Below are 15,757 nucleotides of genomic sequence, written 5' to 3'. Positions count from 1 at the left end.
GAAACGGATTTAGCCGTGAAAGGAGACCGCCCGTGGCGGAGCTGAGAACCGAAGAAGAACAGCTGGAAGCCATCAAGCGCTGGTGGAAGGAGAACGGCCTTTCGCTGATCGCCGGCGTCGCCATCGCCGTCGCCGCCGTGGTGGGCTGGAACACTTGGCAGAACTATCAGGATAGCCAGGCCGAGGCGGCCTCGATGCGCTACCAGCAGCTGGTCAACATGGCCGGTGGCGATGCGCTTGTCGAGGGTGAGATCGACGAGGCCCGCGCGCTGGTCGCCGAGATCGTCGATAACCACGAGCGGTCGCTCTATGCCGACCTGGCGCGCCTGATCGAGGCGCGTCTGGCCGTGAGCCAGGGGGACCTGGGCGAGGCACGCGACATCCTCGACGGCGTTATCGCCTCCAGCAACCGCGAGTACGTCCAGGGGCTGGCAAGGCTGCGCCTGGCCCGGCTGCAGGTCGCCGACGATGACGCCGAGTCGGCACTGGACACCCTGGCCCGCGACATCCCGGCCCCGCTGGCCGCCCAGCAGGCCGACGTGCGCGGCGACGCCCTGCACGCCCTGGGGCGCGACGACGAGGCCCGCCAAGCCTGGCAGGAAGCGCTGGCGACCGCCGAGCAGCGCGACCAGCCGATTTACGGCATTCAGCTCAAGCTCGACGATCTGGGCGTAGAAGAGGCCACGCTATGAAACGCACCATGCTTCGCAAGTCTTCCCTCGCCCTCGTGGCCACCCTCTCCCTGGGCCTGATGGCCGGCTGCGCCAACAAGGCGGAGCCGCGCTATGCGCCCAAGGAACTTCAGCGCTTCGAGGCGCGCGCCGAACTCGACAGCGAGTGGCGCACGCGCGTCGGCAAGGGACTCGGCCAGGCCCAGCATCCCATCTCACCGGCGCTGGACAACGGCGTGATTTACGCCGCCGACGCAAGAGGACACGTCACGGCGGTGGACGCCGAGAGCGGTGATCGCCTGTGGCAGACCGATCTCGAAGTCGGCGCTTCCAGCGGCCTGACCGCCGTTGCCGGCCAGGTCTATCTCGGCACCCGCAACGGCGAGGTCCTGGCCCTGAACCAGGACGATGGCGAGATCGCCTGGCGGGCGCGCGTTTCCAGTGAAGTGCTCGCCCCGCCACAGCCCAACAATGCGCTGCTGGTGGTGCAGAGCGTCGATGGCGCCGTCACCGCCCTCGATCGCCGTACCGGCCAGGAGCGCTGGGTGCACACCACCACCGAGCCGTCCCTCACCCTGCGCGGCACCGGCACGCCCACGGTGATCGACCCGGTCACCTTTGCCGGCTTCGCCAACGGTCGTCTGGTCACCCTGGACAACCGCAGCGGCCAGCCGCTGTGGGAGCGTCGTATCGCCGTGCCTCGCGGGCGCAGCGAGATCGATCGGCTTGTCGACCTGGGCGGCCAGCCGGTGCTGACACCCGACGGCCGCCTCTACGTGACCAGCTACAACGGCCGTCTGGTCGCCCTGGACGCCCCCAGCGGCGAGGTCCTCTGGGAGCGCGAGCATTCCAGCTATCTGACACCCGTGCTGGTGGGTGACCGCCTGTTCACCGTCAACGAAGCCAGCCATGTCATTGCCTACGACGCCCGCAGCGGAGAAGAGGTGTGGCGCAATCGCGACCTCGAGGGTCGCTGGCTCACCGCGCCCGCCTTTGCCGACGGCAACGTGGTGGTAGGGGACTACGAAGGCTACCTGCATCTGATCGACATCCAGGACGGACGCTTTACCGCACGTACCCGAGTCGACGGTTCCGGCATCAGCGTGCGCCCGCTTACCGACTCCCGCCGCATCTATGTGCTGGCCAACGACGGCCGCCTGGAGGCCCTGGAAATCAACCGATGACACCCGTGATCGCCCTGGTCGGCCGCCCCAACGTGGGCAAGTCGACCCTGTTCAACCGCCTGACCCGCTCCCGGGACGCCCTCGTGGCCGACTTCCCGGGGCTTACCCGCGACCGCAAGTACGGTAACGGCGCGCTCGGCGGCAAGGCTTACACGGTGATCGACACCGGCGGCATCAGCGGCGACGAAGAGGGCATCGACGCCGCCATGGCCGAGCAGTCGCTGGTGGCCATCGACGAGGCCGACATCGTGCTGTTCCTGGTCGACGCCCGGGCCGGACTCCACGTGGCCGACGAAGCCATCGCCAACCACCTGCGGGTCAACCAGAAGAAGACCTGGCTGGTGGTCAACAAGACCGACGGCCTGGAGGAGCACTCGGCGATGGCCGACTTCTGGTCGCTGGGACTCGGCGACCCGCTGCCCATCGCCGCCGCCCATGGGCGCAACGTCACCGCGCTGATCGAGGAAGTGCTCGCCCCCTTCCCCGAGCGCGATCTGAGCGTGCCGGCCGACACCGGCACCAAGGGCATCCGCATCGGCGTCATCGGTCGCCCCAACGTGGGCAAGTCGACGCTGGTCAATCGCCTGCTCGGCGAGGAGCGGGTGGTGGTCTTCGACGAGGCCGGCACCACCCGCGACGCCATCGAGATTCCCTTCGAGCGGCGCGGCAAGCCCTATGTGCTGGTCGACACCGCCGGAGTGCGGCGACGCAAGAACGTGCGCGAGATCGCCGAGAAGTTCTCGATCATCAAGACCCTCGAGGCGATCAAGGAGTGCCACGTAGCGGTCATGGTGCTCGATGCACGCAGCGGCCTGGTGGAGCAGGACCTGCACCTGCTCGACTACGTACTGACCACCGGGCGCGCCCTGGTGCTGGCGGTCAACAAGTGGGACGGCCTGGAGCAGGAAGCCAAGGAGAAGATGCGTGCCGAGATCAAGCGTCGCCTGGGCTTCGCCGACTACGCCGACCTGCACTTCATCTCGGCGCTGCACGGCACCGGTGTGGGAGACCTCTATCCCTCCATCGAGCGCGCCTTCGCCTCGGCCAATAGCCACTGGTCGACCAACCGTCTCACTACCCTGCTGCAGGACGCCGTCAGTCAGCACCCGCCGCCGCTGGTCCATGGGCGACGGATCAAGCTGCGCATGGCCCACCAGGGGGGTAGCAATCCGCCGATCATCGTGGTGCACGGCAACCAGACCGAAGCGTTGCCGGAGGCTTACAAGCGCTACCTGACGAACACCTTCCGCAAGGTGCTGAAGGTGCGCGGCACGCCGATTCGCTTCGAGTTCCGCTCGGGCAAGAACCCCTACGACCCGCTCGCCGGCGCCAGCGACCGAGAGAAGGCCAAGCAGCGCGAACTGGGGCGAACCCGGGACGCCCGCAACAAGCGTCGATAACTCGTTACCAATACGTCCGGCCGCCAGGCCGGGCGCGATACGACACCCGGCATGCCGTCCTGGTCTGCCATGCCACCACCCCTACCCGTCGATCCGCTTCGTCCTACAGGAGGAACTCATGTTCCTGAGCCGCGTTACGTCGTTCGCCCTGCCGCGCCGCCGCCGGCGTCTACTCGTCCCCTTGAGTCTGGCCATGCTGCTCAGCGGCTGCCTGGCCATCCCCCAGACCGGCCTGTTCGCCTTCCGCCTGGCGGTGACGTCGCTGGGGGTGGAGGACGTTCGCATCGGCCCCTATTCGATCCAGGCCGGCCTCGACACCAGCGACATCGCCTCGCTGCTGGCCTCGAGCCTTGGCATGGGCAGCCTGCCCGTGCAGGCCACCCTGGCCATGGGCCTGTCGCTGCCGGTGGGCATGCCGGCGGTGGAGATGTCCGGCTTCCGCTGGTCGCTCGACGTCCCCGGCGCCGAGCCGGTGAGCGGCAATTACCGAGAGAACGTGACCTTGACCTCGGAGGACGATACCAAGCTGCGCCTGCCGGTCGCCTTCGACGTGCTGGCCGCCGACCGCACCCGCCTGGCGCCGATGGTCGAGCTGGCCGGCCAGCTCGCCAGCCAGGGCGAACTGCCCACGGGCAGTGAACTGGTGATCACCCCGGGCGACCTGCGCGGGCTGGGCATGACCCTGCCGGCCGGGGTATGGACGCCGACCCTGCGCTTCGCCGTCGGCGAGAACGGCGAACTGACACCACAACGCTGATCACGAATCCCGCCGGACGCTCTCGTGCAGCCGGCGGCCCCCCACCCACTGACAGGCGAATTGCCAGGCACCGCGCCCACTGCGCCCGCCGCGCAGCGTCGCGAATCGGATCGCCTCGGCGCGTGCCGCGGCGTTCCAGTCGCTAGCGCTGCCGAGCTGCGTGACCCAATGGCAGCAGGCTTCCAGGTAGGTATCCTGGTTGAAGGGATAGAACCCGAGCCACAGGCCGAAGCGGTCGGAGAGCGAGATCTTCTCCTCCACCGCATCGCCGTGGTGCAGCTCCTCCCCGACCAGCTGCGTGTCGGCGTTGTCGGCCAGCGACTCCGGCAGCAGGTGGCGCCGATTCGAGGTGGCATAAAGCAGCACGTTCTCCGGCGGACCGGTGAGGGCCCCGTCGAGCACGCTCTTGAGCGCCTTGTAAGCGTCGTCGTGTCCTTCGAAGGAGAGATCGTCGCAGTAAACCACGAAGCGCCGCGCCTGGTGACGCAACTGCTCGACCAGCATCGGCAGGCCGGCCAGGTCGTGGCGGTCGACCTGCACCAGCCGCAGTCCCTCCGGGGCCAGGCTGTTGAGCAGAGCGCGAATCAGCGACGACTTGCCGCTGCCGCGCGAGCCCCACAGCAGGGCGTGGTTGGCCGGCAGGCCCTGAAGGAACGCACGCGTGTTATCGATCAGGGCCAGTTTCTGGCGCTCGATGCCGAGCAGGTCGTCGAGCGCCAGCGCATCCCGCGGCGGCACCGGCAGCAGCCGCCCGCCCAGCGCGTGGCGCTGCCACAGCGCGGCTACGTCGCGTTCCCAGTCGACTTCCTGCGGCGCGGGGGGCAGCCAGTGCTCCACGTGATCCAATAGGCGGCTCAGGCGTCGGCTCAGTTCGGCATCCATCGGCATCTCCTCGGGACTTTCATGGTTCACGGTTGACCTTGCGGTAGTTCGGGGTATCTTGTGGCGAACCGTCAACCCCGTCCAGGGTCACAAGGGATCTGAACCGATGAGGTATCGAACGATGCGCTGGACTCGCCATCTTGCCGTGGCCACCCTGGCCCTGAGCGTCACCGCCTGCACCACCTCGCCGACCGGACGTCAGCAGCTCACGCTGATGTCGGACGCGCAACTCAACGAGATGGGCCGCGAAGCCTATTCGCAGTATCAGCAGGAGCTGCCCCCGGCCGGCCAGGCGGAGCAGCGCTACGTGCAGTGTGTCGCCGATGCGATCGTCGCGGTGCTGCCGGAGCAAGAGCGCAACCAGGACTGGCAGATCCGCGCGTTCGAATCCGAGCAGGCCAACGCCTTTGCCCTGCCCGGCGGCTACATGGGGGTGAATTCGGGCTTGCTCGACATCGCCGAGAACCAGGATCAGCTGGCCTCGGTGATCGGTCACGAAATCGGCCACGTGCTAGCCAGCCACGCCAACGAGCGGGTCTCGACCCAGACCTCGACCCAGCTCGCCCTGTCGATTCTGTCGTCGGCCTCGGGCCTGGAGGGACCCGGCGGCGAACAGCTGATGAGCGCACTCGGCCTGGGCGCCCAATACGGTATCCTGCTGCCCTTCTCGCGCCGTCACGAGAGCGAGGCCGACGTGATCGGTCTGCAGCTGATGGCCGACGCCGGTTTCGACCCGCGCGCCAGTATCGCCCTGTGGGAGAACATGAGCGCCCAGGGAGGCGGCCAACCGCCGGCGTGGATGTCCACCCACCCCAGCCATGGCCAGCGCATGGAAGGCCTGCAGGCGCGCATGGACGAAGCCATGAGCCGCTACGAACAAGCGCAGCAGGCAGGTCGTCGGCCCAACTGCCCGCGCCCCTAACGAGTTCGGTCGAAACGGCTGTGCGGGGCCATGCGCATTGCCACCAGCCTGATGTCTCATCTGGCAACCACAGGCACGTGGGAAATGCGTTGGTTCGCAGGAAACGAGACCAGCCGTGACCGTCTCCCGTCACGTTTGCAAACGTTCTTCGATCGCTATTGGAAATCCATGCTGAAACTTGGTCTGCTGCTGCTTGTCGTGCCCATCTTCGCGCTGATGGGCGTCTACTTCTGGGAGCTCGGTGACGTCCGCGAGTGCGCCCTGATCCAGGGTGGCCACTGGGATTACCTGGAAGGCGTGTGTCGCGACACGCCGCAGGCCTTCGTGCCTTGGGTGGAGCGCCAGCCCTGGCTGGTCAACGGCGGCATGCTGCTGTCGCTGGCCGGTGTGGTGCTGTGCATGGTGGGACTGATCGCCAAACGCCGCTGAGCGTCGCTCTCAAAGGGAGCGGCGCAGCTCGGCCAGCACCGGCGCGGTCTCGGGACGCTTGCCGCGCCATTGAAAGAACGACTCGGCGGCCTGCGCCACCAGCATGCCCAGGCCGTCGAGGCAGCGTGCCCCGCGCGCTGCGGCCCAGCGCAGGAAGACCGTGGGCTCGGCACCGTACATCATGTCGTAGGCGGTCGCACCATCGGCGAAGAGCGCGTCGGGCAGCGGCGGCAGGTCGCCGGCGAGGCTCGCGCTGGTGCCATTGATCACCAGGTCGAAGGGACCGCTCACCCCTTCGAAGCCGCCACCGCGGATCGCGCCGAGATCGGCGAAATCCTGTGCCAGAGCCTCGGCCTTGGCCGCCGTGCGATTGGCCACCAACAGGCTCGTCGGACTCGCCGCCAAGAGCGGCTCCAGCACGCCGCGAACTGCACCGCCCGCACCCAGCACCAGGATTCGCCGCCCTTCTAGCGCCACACCATGCTGCTTGAGATCGTGCACCAGGCCGACCCCGTCGGTGGTGTCGCCATAGACCTTGGCATCGCTGCTCTGACCGTTCTTGCCCAGCAGCAGCGTGTTGACGGCACCGGCGCGGCGCGCACGCGAGCTGAGCACGTCGCACAGCCGGTACGCCTCCTCCTTGAACGGCACGGTGACATTGGCCCCACGTCCGCCCTGGACGATGAAGGTCCGCCAGGCGTCGGCGAAGTCATCCAGCGGTGCCTCGATGGCGGTGTACTCGAGGGTCTCACCGGTTTGCGCGGCGAAGGCGGCGTGAATGGCGGGCGACTTGGAATGCCCGATGGGGTTGCCGAATACGCAGTAGCGGTCAGTCATGGGTTGGTTTCCTCTTCCCCCAGCCAGTCGCGTGGGCGCAGGTAGTCCCGGCACAGGACTTCCTCCGCGCTGCCCGGCTCGGGCTGCCAGCCATACTCCCAGCGCGCCAGCGGCGGCATCGACATCAGGATCGACTCGGTGCGTCCACCGCTCTGCAGTCCGAAGAGGGTGCCGCGATCCCACACCAGGTTGAACTCCACGTAGCGCCCGCGACGATAGAGCTGGAACTCGCGCTCACGCTCGCTCCAGGGCGTGTCGCGTCGGCGCCGTACGATGGGCAGATAGGCCTCGAGGAAAGCGTCGCCCACGGCGCGCTGAAAGGCGAAGCTGGCATCGAAGTCCCATTCGTTGAAGTCGTCGAAGAACAGACCGCCGACGCCGCGGGTCTCGTCGCGATGCTTGAGGTAGAAATATTCGTCGCACCACCCCTTGAAGCGCGGGTAGACCTCGCGGCCGAAGGGCGCGCAGGCATCGCGGGCGACCCGATGCCAGTGCAGCACGTCCTCGTGCACCGGATAGTAAGGGGTCAGGTCGAAGCCGCCGCCGAACCACCACACCGGAGGCTCGCCCTCCTTCTCGGCGATGAAGAAGCGCACGTTGCCGTGGCTGGTGGGAATATGGGGACTCTCCGGATGCAGTACCCAGGACACGCCGACTGCGTGAAAACCGCGTCCGGCGAGCTTCGGCCGGGCGGCGCTGGCCGACGGCGGCAGCCGATCGCCGTGGACGTGCGAAAAGTTGACGCCGCCCTTCTCGAAGACCCCGCCTCGCTCGATCACTCGCGAACGACCGCCGCCGCCCGCCTCGCGCTGCCAGGTTTCCTCGCGAAAGTCGCCACCGCCGTCCTCGGCTGCAAGACCGTGGCAGAGCCGGTCCTGAAGGTCGAGCAGGTAAGCCTTCACCTCATCGAGGTTGGCATGCGACATGGGGCCTCCCGATGAATCGCCGTGACCGAGCCGGCATCAGGCGCGCAGCACCTGGCCGGTACGCAGGTTGCGGATGGTGCTGGGACGCTCGAGCCCGCCCAGCTCGCCCTCGACGATGGCATCGAGCCCATTGCCGAAGGCCGCGCGCACTTCGTCGACGCTCATCGCCGGGGGCTCGCTGGCCTTGTTGGCCGAGGTCGACACCAGCGGTCCGCCGAAGGCGCGGCACAGCGCCGCCACGCCGGGATGGGCGCTGACCCGCAGGGCCACGCTGTCGTGGGCGCCGCGCACCAGCGGGTGGGTACGGCCATTGTCCGGCACCAGCCAGGTGGTGGGTCCCGGCCAGCTCGACACCAGCGGCGCGTGCAGCTCCGGCGCCAGGCGCTCGAGCCAGGGTGCGAACTGGTCGATGGACGCCGCCACCAGGATCAATCCCTTGGCAGGGTCGCGTGCCTTGAGCCGTAGCAGACGCGCCACGGCCTCGTCGTTATCGGGGTCGCAGCCCAGCCCCCATACCGCCTCGGTGGGGTAGGCGATCACTCCGCCGCCGCGCAATGCGGCAACAGCGACTTCGAGCGAATGAGCCTCGATCATGGTTCTCCTCGGACACGGGCTGAGAGTGACCTCATGCTATCACGCCCGAATGTCATCCGGCAGGCGCACCCAGCCGCCGGGCGCCTGGGCGGCGCGCCCCTCGAGTTCCAGCTCGAGCAGGCGCCGCTGACACTCGGGCACGGCCAGACCGGTCAGCGAGACCAACGCATCGAGCGGCGAGGGAGCATCGCTGAGCCAGCGCAGCAGGGGGTCGCCCCCGTCGCCGGCGCTCGGCGTGGGAGCCGGCGTGGCCAGCGCGGGCGAGGCGGCCCAGTGCGTCAGTTCCTGGAGGATGTCGTCGACATGGCGCACCAGCACCGCGCCCTGGCGGATCAGTTGCAGACAGCCGCGCGCCTGGGGGTTGTGGATCGACCCGGGCAGGGCGAAGACTTCGCGATTCTGTTCCATGGCCAGCCGCGCACTGACCAGCGAGCCGCTCTTCTCCGCGGCCTCCACCACCAGCACGCCCAGCGAGAGTCCGGTGACGATGCGGTTGCGCCGCGGAAAGAAGCCCGGCCGCGCCCGCGTGCCGGGCGGATGCTCGGCGAGAATCAGCCCGCCCCGGTCGAGCAGCTGGTGATAGAGCCGCGCATGGCGCGGCGGATAGATGACATCGGCGCCGCAGCCGAGTACCGCCACGCTGCGACCGCCGGCGTCGATGGCGGCCTGCTGGGTGGCGCCATCGACGCCCAGCGCCAGGCCGCTGACCACGCACCAGTCGCGAACGGCCAGTTCGCGGCCGAAGGCGGCGGCGTTGGCCAGTCCTTCACGGGTTGGCCGGCGCGAACCGACGATGGCCAGGGCCGGCGGCTGCAGCGCGGCGAGGTCACCCAACGCCCATAGCAGCGGCGGCGGATCGGCAATCTGTTCGAGCAGTGCCGGCCAGGCCGGATGACCCGAATGCAACAAGTGCCGCGCCGGTGCGGCGTCCAGCCAGGCCATTCCGGCTTCCACGGTCGGGGCGATCGGCGAGCGTGCCGGGTGATCGAGCCACAGGCGCAGTGCCGTGGCCGCCGAACGGGGCAGGCGCGACAGCCAGCCCTCGGGCCAGTCGGTCGTGGCGGCAACCAGCTCGGCCAGTCGCGCGGCGCCCATGCCCGGCAGGTGGTACAGCGCCAGCCAGTCGCGTGTCGTTGGCGTCCTTGCCTCTCCGTTCACCGCTGCGCCACCCCCACCCCGCGCCGGGGGTTGTGCACGCGATCGCCGACTTCGAGGGTGCGGGTGGCACGCATCACCAGGCCAAAACTCATCTTCTCGTAGGGGCGAAAGACCAGGATCAGGCCAGCATCGGTGCCTGGCAGGCGCAGGGATTCGCCGGTACGCGGATCGACCACCCGCTCGCCCTGTTGCTCGACCTGCAGCACATGGCCCGGCTCGATCCCGTCGCGCCGCCCGCGGTCCAGCGCCACCACCTGCAGCCGACCAATGAAGCGCACCCCGCCGGGTACGGCCATGATACTGCCGTCGACCTCGGCGTCCGGCGCACGCGGCACGAACTCGTTGATCAGCTCGCGCTCCTCCAGCGGCAGGACGATATCGTCGTTGCGCACCTCCTGGCTGGCGGAGAGCACCTCCAGCACCGCGATATCATCCTCGCTGCGCTCGACCCGGGCCTCGCCGACGCCAAGCAGCTCGAGGCCCAGCGTCTCGCCGCTGGCGGCATCGGTGTAGCGGTCGCCGACGCGATAGATACCGTAGCGCGGTCCGCGCTCCAGCTCGCCGCGGGCATACAGGCGATCGCCGGCGCCGCTGATGATGCGACGATCGTTGCCGGCCACCACATAGGCCAGCTCATCCAACGCCTCGGGATCGTCGGCCACGCGATAGTCGCGCAGGAAATGGCGTACCGCATCGAGGGGGATCGGTTCGATCGCCTCGCGCACCGGAATGCGGCGCACCTCGGGCGACAATCGCACCACGCCCTGGCCTCGCTCCAGACCGAGACAGGCACGACCGCCACAGTCGTAGAGGTAGATCACGTCGCCGGGATAGATCAGGTGGGGGTTGCGAATCTGCGGGTTGACCTGCCATACCTCCGGCCACTGCCATGGATGGCGCAGGAAGCGTCCCGAGATATCCCACAGAGTGTCACCACGCACCACGGTGTAGCGGTCGGGGGCGTCCCCGCGCAGCCCTTGCTCCCAGGCGAGTCCCTGCGCTTGCGCCTGGGTGCTCGCCAGCAGCAGGGCAAGACCGGCGCCGCACATGAGGCTTCTGCTCAGCGCACCGAACCGCACCTGCCACTTCGCTCTTTCGCCCATCCCGTCGTTCCCGTGCCTTCGATGCGCCCCGCTCCCGCGCCCGCCGGGAACGTATGCGTCGTGTTATAGTCTGATGTTATCGATTCGATTTGCGATCCAGCGGTTTCCCCCTGGCTCGCCGCCCCCTAGAATAGGGGCAATCCCAAGATTGCAGCATAACGGTGGTTCCAACGCCATGGCCAAATTGACCATCCTCGAATTTCCCGACGAGCGGCTGCGCACTAAGGCAGCGCCGGTCGAGACGGTTGACGACGAGGTGCGTCAGCTGGTCGACGACATGCTCGACACCATGTACGACGCTTCCGGCATCGGACTGGCCGCCACCCAGGTGGACGTGCATCGCCGCGTGATCGTGATGGACGTCAGCGAGGATCGCGCCCACCCGCTGGTGCTGATCAACCCCGAGTACACGCCGGTCGGCGACAAGCGCGAACTGCTCTCCGAAGGCTGCCTGTCGATTCCCGAATACTATGCCGAGGTACCGCGGGCGCTGAAGGTGCACCTCAAGGCGCTCGACCGCGACGGCAAGCCCTACGAGCTGGAAGCCGACGGCCTGCTCGCCCACTGCATCCAGCACGAATGCGACCACCTCGAGGGGGTACTGTTCGTCGATTACCTGTCGCCGCTCAAGCGCGACCGGGTGCTGAAGAAGATGCAGAAGCGCCATAAGCTGATGCAGACCGCCTGATACCCCTGCGTATCGACACCGAAGGCTGACGTGATCCACGTCAGCCTTCGTCGTTTCCGGCCGCCTCCGTTATGATGAGGTGACATCGCTTACTGGCAAGGCCCCGACACATGTCCCGACCCCTGCGCGTCATCTTCGCCGGCACGCCCGACTTCGCCGCCTCCAGCCTGGCCGCCCTGCTGGAGAGCCACCACCGGGTCGTGGCCGTCTACACCCAGCCCGACCGCCCCGCCGGTCGCGGCCGCAAGCTGACCGCCAGTCCGGTGAAATCGCTCGCCCTGGAACACGGGCTGCCCGTCCATCAGCCCGAAAGCCTCAAATCGCCCCAGGCCCAGGCCGAGCTTGCCGCCTTGGAAGCCGACATCATGGTCGTGGTCGCCTACGGCCTGATCCTGCCCCAGGCGGTGCTCGACATCCCACCGCTGGGATGCCTCAACGTCCACGCCTCACTGTTGCCACGCTGGCGCGGCGCCGCGCCGATTCAACGTGCCATCGAGGCGGGCGACAGCGAGAGCGGTGTGACCATCATGCAGATGGATGCCGGGCTCGATACCGGCGCCATGCTCCTCACACGCCGCACGCCGATCACGCCGACCACCACCGGCGGCGAGTTGCACGACACCCTGGCCAGCCTCGGCGGCGAGGCGATCGTGGCGGCACTGAATGCACTGGCCGGCGAAGGCCTGGCGGTCATGCCCCAGCCCGAGGAAGGCGTGACCTACGCCGCCAAGCTCTCCAAGGCCGAAGCCGAGCTCGACTTTACGCGCCCCGCGGCTGAACTCGCCGCCAAGGTTCGCGCCTTCAACCCGTGGCCGGTGGCCTGGTGCGCCTGCGGCGAGGAGCGCCTGCGCCTGCTGCTGGCCGAGACCGCCGCTCACCGCGCCGACGAGGCATCCGCCGCTCCCGGCACCCTGCTCGACCCCGACCCCGACGCCCTACGCATCGCCTGCGGTTCCCGCGGCGACGAGGTGCTGCGCGTGATCCGCGCCCAGTTGCCCGGCGGCAAGCCGCTGCCCGCACGCGACCTGCTCAATGCTCGCAGCGAACGCCTGCGCACCGGCCGCATTCTGGGCCAAGCGACCGAGGAGAGCGCCTGATGCACCGTTCCACTCCCTCTACCCGTGCCGGCAGCGCTATCCAGGACGGCGGCCAGGCGGTGCGCGCCAGCGCCGCCCGCGCCCTGGTGCCGGTGATCACCGCCAAGGGGTCGCTGAACGACCTCGATGACCATCAGGTGGTGATACGCGATCGGGCGCTGTTCAAGGCGATGTGCTACGGCGTGTGCCGCACCCTGCCACGCCTCGAGGCGCTGGCCGCCAAGCTGCTCAAGACGCCATTCAAGACGCGCGATGCCGACATCCAGGCGCTGCTGCTGCTGGGCATCTATCAGCTGCTCTATCTGCGCATTCCGGCCCACGCCGCCGTGGGCGAGACCGCAGGTGCAGCGCGTCATCTGGGCAAAGAATGGGCGACCCGGGTGCTCAACGGCTGCCTACGCCGGCTCACCCGGGAATCCGAGGCGCTGCAAGCAGAGGTCGACCAGGACCCGGCCGTGGCACTGCTGCATCCGCGCTGGTTGCTCAAGGCCCTGCGCCAGGCCTGGCCCGACGATTGGCGCGCCATCGCCGAAGCCAACAACGAACCGGGCCCCATGACGCTGCGCATCAATCGGCGCCGGGGCGATCGCGAGGCCTACCTGGCCAAACTGCTGGTCTGCGGCATCGAGGCGCGGCTATGCAACCATTCACCGGACGGGCTGGTGCTGGAAAAGCCTTGTGACGTTCAGACCCTGCCCGATTTCGCCGAAGGCGACGTCAGCGTGCAGGACGAGGCTGCGCAGCTCGCCGCCGAACTGCTCGGCCCCGCCCTCGCGCCGCGCCCCGGCGGCCGGGTGCTGGATGCCTGCTGCGCTCCCGGGGGCAAGACCGCCCATCTGCTCGAACTGTTCGACATTGAACTGCTGGCGCTTGATAGCGACGCCATGCGCCTGGCCCGGGTGGAGGAGACGCTGGAGCGCCTCGGGCTGTCCGCCACCCTGGTGCACGCCGATGCCACCCAGCGCGACTGGTGGGACAAGACGCCGTTCGACGCCATCCTGCTCGATGCGCCCTGCTCGGGTACCGGCGTGATTCGCCGCCATCCCGACATCAAGCGCCTGCGGCGCCCCGCCGATGTCGCCAAGCTGGCCGAACTGCAGGCGCGCCTGCTCGACAATCTCTGGCCGCTGCTGCGACGGGGCGGCTCGCTGCTCTACGCTACCTGCTCGGTGCTGCGCGAAGAGAACGACGAACAGATCCGCGCCTTCCTCGCACGCACGCCGGACGCCGTGGTCACCACGCCACAGGAGGTCAGCTGGGGCCGCCCGGCGGGCGCGGGTCGCCAGCTGCTGCCCGAACCGGGCGGCCATGACGGCTTCTTTTATGCCAGACTGAAAAAGCGGGATGGCAGCGATCCCGCCACTGATCACATGAGCAAGGAGCATCCATGAGCGATCACGTTTATAAACATATCGAGTTGACCGGCTCCTCGGAGAAGAGCATCGAGGACGCCATTCAGCGGGCCATCGACAAGGCTTCCCAGTCCCTGCACGGTATGCGCTGGTTCGAGGTCGTGGATACCCGTGGGCACATCGAGAACGGGCGCATCGGCCACTGGCAGGTCACCCTCAAGGTCGGCTTCACGCTGGATTGAGGCAGTGGCCGAAGACACGGCCCTGTTACCCGTACCGCGGCTGGTTTATGCTAGCCGCTGATGCTGCGGCGCCATATCGGCGTCGCAGAGTCGTTTCACGGACCCCGACAGCATGAAGATCATCATTCTGGGCGCCGGTCAGGTCGGCGGCACGCTGGCCGAACATCTGGCCCGCGAAGAGAACGACATCACGGTCGTCGATACCGATGGCGAGCGTCTGCGCGAGCTGCATACCCGGCTCGACATCCGCACCGTGGTGGGGCCGGCCTCCTACCCGGTCGTGCTGCGCCAGGCGGGCTGCGAGGACGCCGACATGTTGATCGCGGTGACCAGCGCCGACGAAGTCAACATGATTGCCTGTCAGGTCGCCCATACGCTGTTCCGTACGCCGACCAAGATCGCCCGGGTACGCGCCACCGCCTACCTGACCCGTAAGGGCCTGTTCGCCCACGAGGCAGTGCCGATCGACGTGCTGATCAGCCCCGAGCAGGTGGTCACCGACCATATTCGCCGACTGATCGAGCACCCCGGTGCGCTGCAGGTGCTCGAGTTCGCCGGCGGCCTGGTCCAGCTGGTGGCGGTCAAGGCCTACTACGGCGGGCCGCTGGTGGGCCAGGACCTGGGCTTTCTGCGCCGTCATATGCCCAGCGTCGATACTCGCGTGGCGGCCATCTATCGCCGCAACCGGCCGATCATCCCGCGTGGGGATACCGTGATCGAGGCCGACGACGAGGTATTCTTCATCGCCGCCCGCCGCGATATCCGGGCGGTGATGAGCGAGCTGCGCCGGGTCGACCGCGACTTCCGCCGGGTGATGATCGCCGGTGGCGGCAACATCGGCGAACGCCTCGCCGAGCACCTCGAGCACAGCCATCAGGTCAAGATCGTCGAGCACAACCTCGAGCGCTGCACTGTCCTCTCCGAGCGTCTCGACCGCACCGTTGTGCTCCACGGCAGCGCCACCAACAAGCGCCTGCTGGAAGAGGAGAACATCGAGGATTGCGACATCTTCTGCGCGCTGACCAACGATGACGAGGTCAACATCATGTCGTCGATGCTGGCCAAGCGCATGGGCGCCAAGAAGGTGCTGACGCTGATCAACAACGCCGCCTACGTCGACCTGGTGCAGGGCGGCGAGATCGACATCGCCATCTCACCGCAGCAGGCCACTATCGGCAGCCTGCTGACCCACGTGCGCCGCGGCGACATCGTCAACGTCCACTCGCTGCGCCGCGGCGCCGCCGAGGCGATCGAGGCCATCGCCCACGGCGACACCCAATCCTCCAAGGTGGTTGGGCGCGCCATCGGCGAGATCGATCTGCCCAAGGGCACCACCATCGGCGCTCTGGTACGCGGCAAGGAGGTCCTGATCGCACACGACGACGTCATCGTCGAATCCGGTGACCATCTGATCCTGTTCGTGATCGACAAGCGCCGTATTCGAGATGTCGAGCGCCTGTTCCAGGTCGGTCTGACGTTCTTCTGATGATCGGTGTCAGCGCACTACGCGACGCA

At 68.0% G+C, this 15,757-nt stretch carries 17 protein-coding genes; 11 read left to right on the top strand and 6 right to left on the bottom strand.

The window, feature by feature from the left end:
- The first annotated feature begins 32 nt into the window (after nt 1-32).
- From CYJ07_RS14870 to CYJ07_RS14855, 4 genes are all read left to right on the top strand, one after another.
- On the top strand, nt 33-692 hold the full coding sequence (locus CYJ07_RS14870; RefSeq protein ID WP_104204494.1) for a YfgM family protein: 660 nt from the start codon (nt 33-35) through the stop codon (nt 690-692).
- On the top strand, nt 689-1,855 hold the full coding sequence (bamB, locus tag CYJ07_RS14865) for an outer membrane protein assembly factor BamB (protein ID WP_104204493.1): 1,167 nt from the start codon (nt 689-691) through the stop codon (nt 1,853-1,855). Before CYJ07_RS14870 ends, bamB begins: the two co-directional genes overlap by 4 nt.
- Nucleotides 1,852-3,255, top strand: coding sequence for a ribosome biogenesis GTPase Der (gene der, locus CYJ07_RS14860; protein WP_104204492.1), 1,404 nt, complete (start codon nt 1,852-1,854; stop codon nt 3,253-3,255). The genes bamB and der overlap by 4 nt, the downstream gene beginning before the upstream one ends.
- Nucleotides 3,256-3,373: 118 nt before the next feature.
- The gene (locus CYJ07_RS14855; protein ID WP_104204491.1) at nt 3,374-4,012 is read left to right on the top strand and encodes a hypothetical protein; all 639 of its coding nucleotides are present in this window, start codon (nt 3,374-3,376) and stop codon (nt 4,010-4,012) included.
- On the opposite strand, the gene CYJ07_RS14850 is transcribed toward CYJ07_RS14855, so the two are convergent.
- Complete coding sequence (locus CYJ07_RS14850) at nt 4,013-4,894, bottom strand: ATP-binding protein (RefSeq protein ID WP_104204490.1); 882 nt, start codon at nt 4,892-4,894, stop codon at nt 4,013-4,015. It abuts the gene before it with no gap.
- A gap of 121 nt (nt 4,895-5,015) precedes the next feature.
- On the opposite strand from CYJ07_RS14850, the gene CYJ07_RS14845 reads away from it, so the two are divergent.
- Both CYJ07_RS14845 and CYJ07_RS14840 read left to right on the top strand, forming a co-directional pair.
- A complete protein-coding gene (locus CYJ07_RS14845; RefSeq protein ID WP_104204489.1) occupies nt 5,016-5,816 on the top strand; it encodes a M48 family metallopeptidase in 801 nt (266 codons plus the stop codon).
- A 168-nt stretch (nt 5,817-5,984) separates the two neighbouring features.
- Entirely contained in the window at nt 5,985-6,245 is a 261-nt protein-coding gene (locus CYJ07_RS14840) for a hypothetical protein (protein WP_104204538.1), read from the top strand.
- A gap of 9 nt (nt 6,246-6,254) precedes the next feature.
- On the opposite strand, the gene aroE is transcribed toward CYJ07_RS14840, so the two are convergent.
- Genes aroE through CYJ07_RS14815 form a run of 5 tightly spaced genes read right to left on the bottom strand, consistent with a single transcriptional unit; the run spans nt 6,255 to nt 10,863 of the window.
- Nucleotides 6,255-7,082: a shikimate dehydrogenase gene (aroE, locus tag CYJ07_RS14835; RefSeq protein ID WP_104204488.1), complete on the bottom strand. Its 828-nt coding sequence runs from the start codon at nt 7,080-7,082 to the stop codon at nt 6,255-6,257.
- On the bottom strand, nt 7,079-8,008 hold the full coding sequence (gene hemF, locus CYJ07_RS14830) for an oxygen-dependent coproporphyrinogen oxidase (protein WP_104204487.1): 930 nt from the start codon (nt 8,006-8,008) through the stop codon (nt 7,079-7,081). The genes aroE and hemF overlap by 4 nt, the downstream gene beginning before the upstream one ends.
- Nucleotides 8,009-8,044: 36 nt before the next feature.
- Nucleotides 8,045-8,602 (bottom strand): L-threonylcarbamoyladenylate synthase type 1 TsaC, encoded by a 558-nt coding sequence (tsaC, locus tag CYJ07_RS14825; RefSeq protein ID WP_104204486.1) that lies wholly within the window; start codon nt 8,600-8,602, stop codon nt 8,045-8,047.
- Between the two features lie 39 nt (nt 8,603-8,641).
- A complete protein-coding gene (gene dprA / locus CYJ07_RS14820; RefSeq protein ID WP_104204485.1) occupies nt 8,642-9,697 on the bottom strand; it encodes a DNA-processing protein DprA in 1,056 nt (351 codons plus the stop codon).
- 59 nt (nt 9,698-9,756) lie between these two features.
- Nucleotides 9,757-10,863 (bottom strand): LysM peptidoglycan-binding domain-containing protein, encoded by a 1,107-nt coding sequence (locus tag CYJ07_RS14815; RefSeq protein WP_104204484.1) that lies wholly within the window; start codon nt 10,861-10,863, stop codon nt 9,757-9,759.
- A 175-nt stretch (nt 10,864-11,038) separates the two neighbouring features.
- On the opposite strand from CYJ07_RS14815, the gene def reads away from it, so the two are divergent.
- The 5 genes from def to trkA all read left to right on the top strand — a co-directional run bounded on the left by def (nt 11,039) and on the right by trkA (nt 15,728).
- Complete coding sequence (gene def, locus CYJ07_RS14810; protein ID WP_104204483.1) at nt 11,039-11,551, top strand: peptide deformylase; 513 nt, start codon at nt 11,039-11,041, stop codon at nt 11,549-11,551.
- Between the two features lie 110 nt (nt 11,552-11,661).
- Nucleotides 11,662-12,648: a methionyl-tRNA formyltransferase gene (gene fmt, locus CYJ07_RS14805; protein WP_104204482.1), complete on the top strand. Its 987-nt coding sequence runs from the start codon at nt 11,662-11,664 to the stop codon at nt 12,646-12,648.
- Nucleotides 12,648-14,039, top strand: coding sequence for a 16S rRNA (cytosine(967)-C(5))-methyltransferase RsmB (gene rsmB / locus CYJ07_RS14800; protein ID WP_104204481.1), 1,392 nt, complete (start codon nt 12,648-12,650; stop codon nt 14,037-14,039). The genes fmt and rsmB overlap by 1 nt, the downstream gene beginning before the upstream one ends.
- The gene (locus CYJ07_RS14795) at nt 14,036-14,242 is read left to right on the top strand and encodes a dodecin (RefSeq protein ID WP_104204480.1); all 207 of its coding nucleotides are present in this window, start codon (nt 14,036-14,038) and stop codon (nt 14,240-14,242) included. The genes rsmB and CYJ07_RS14795 overlap by 4 nt, the downstream gene beginning before the upstream one ends.
- Before the next feature lie 73 nt (nt 14,243-14,315).
- Nucleotides 14,316-15,728: a Trk system potassium transporter TrkA gene (trkA, locus tag CYJ07_RS14790; protein WP_269320553.1), complete on the top strand. Its 1,413-nt coding sequence runs from the start codon at nt 14,316-14,318 to the stop codon at nt 15,726-15,728.
- Nucleotides 15,729-15,757 lie beyond the last annotated feature (29 nt).

This window comes from Billgrantia saliphila (genome assembly GCF_002930105.1).
Classification (GTDB): domain Bacteria; phylum Pseudomonadota; class Gammaproteobacteria; order Pseudomonadales; family Halomonadaceae; genus Halomonas; species Halomonas saliphila.
Note: the sequence above shows the minus strand (reverse complement) of the source record. Positions and strands in the feature narration are given on the sequence as shown.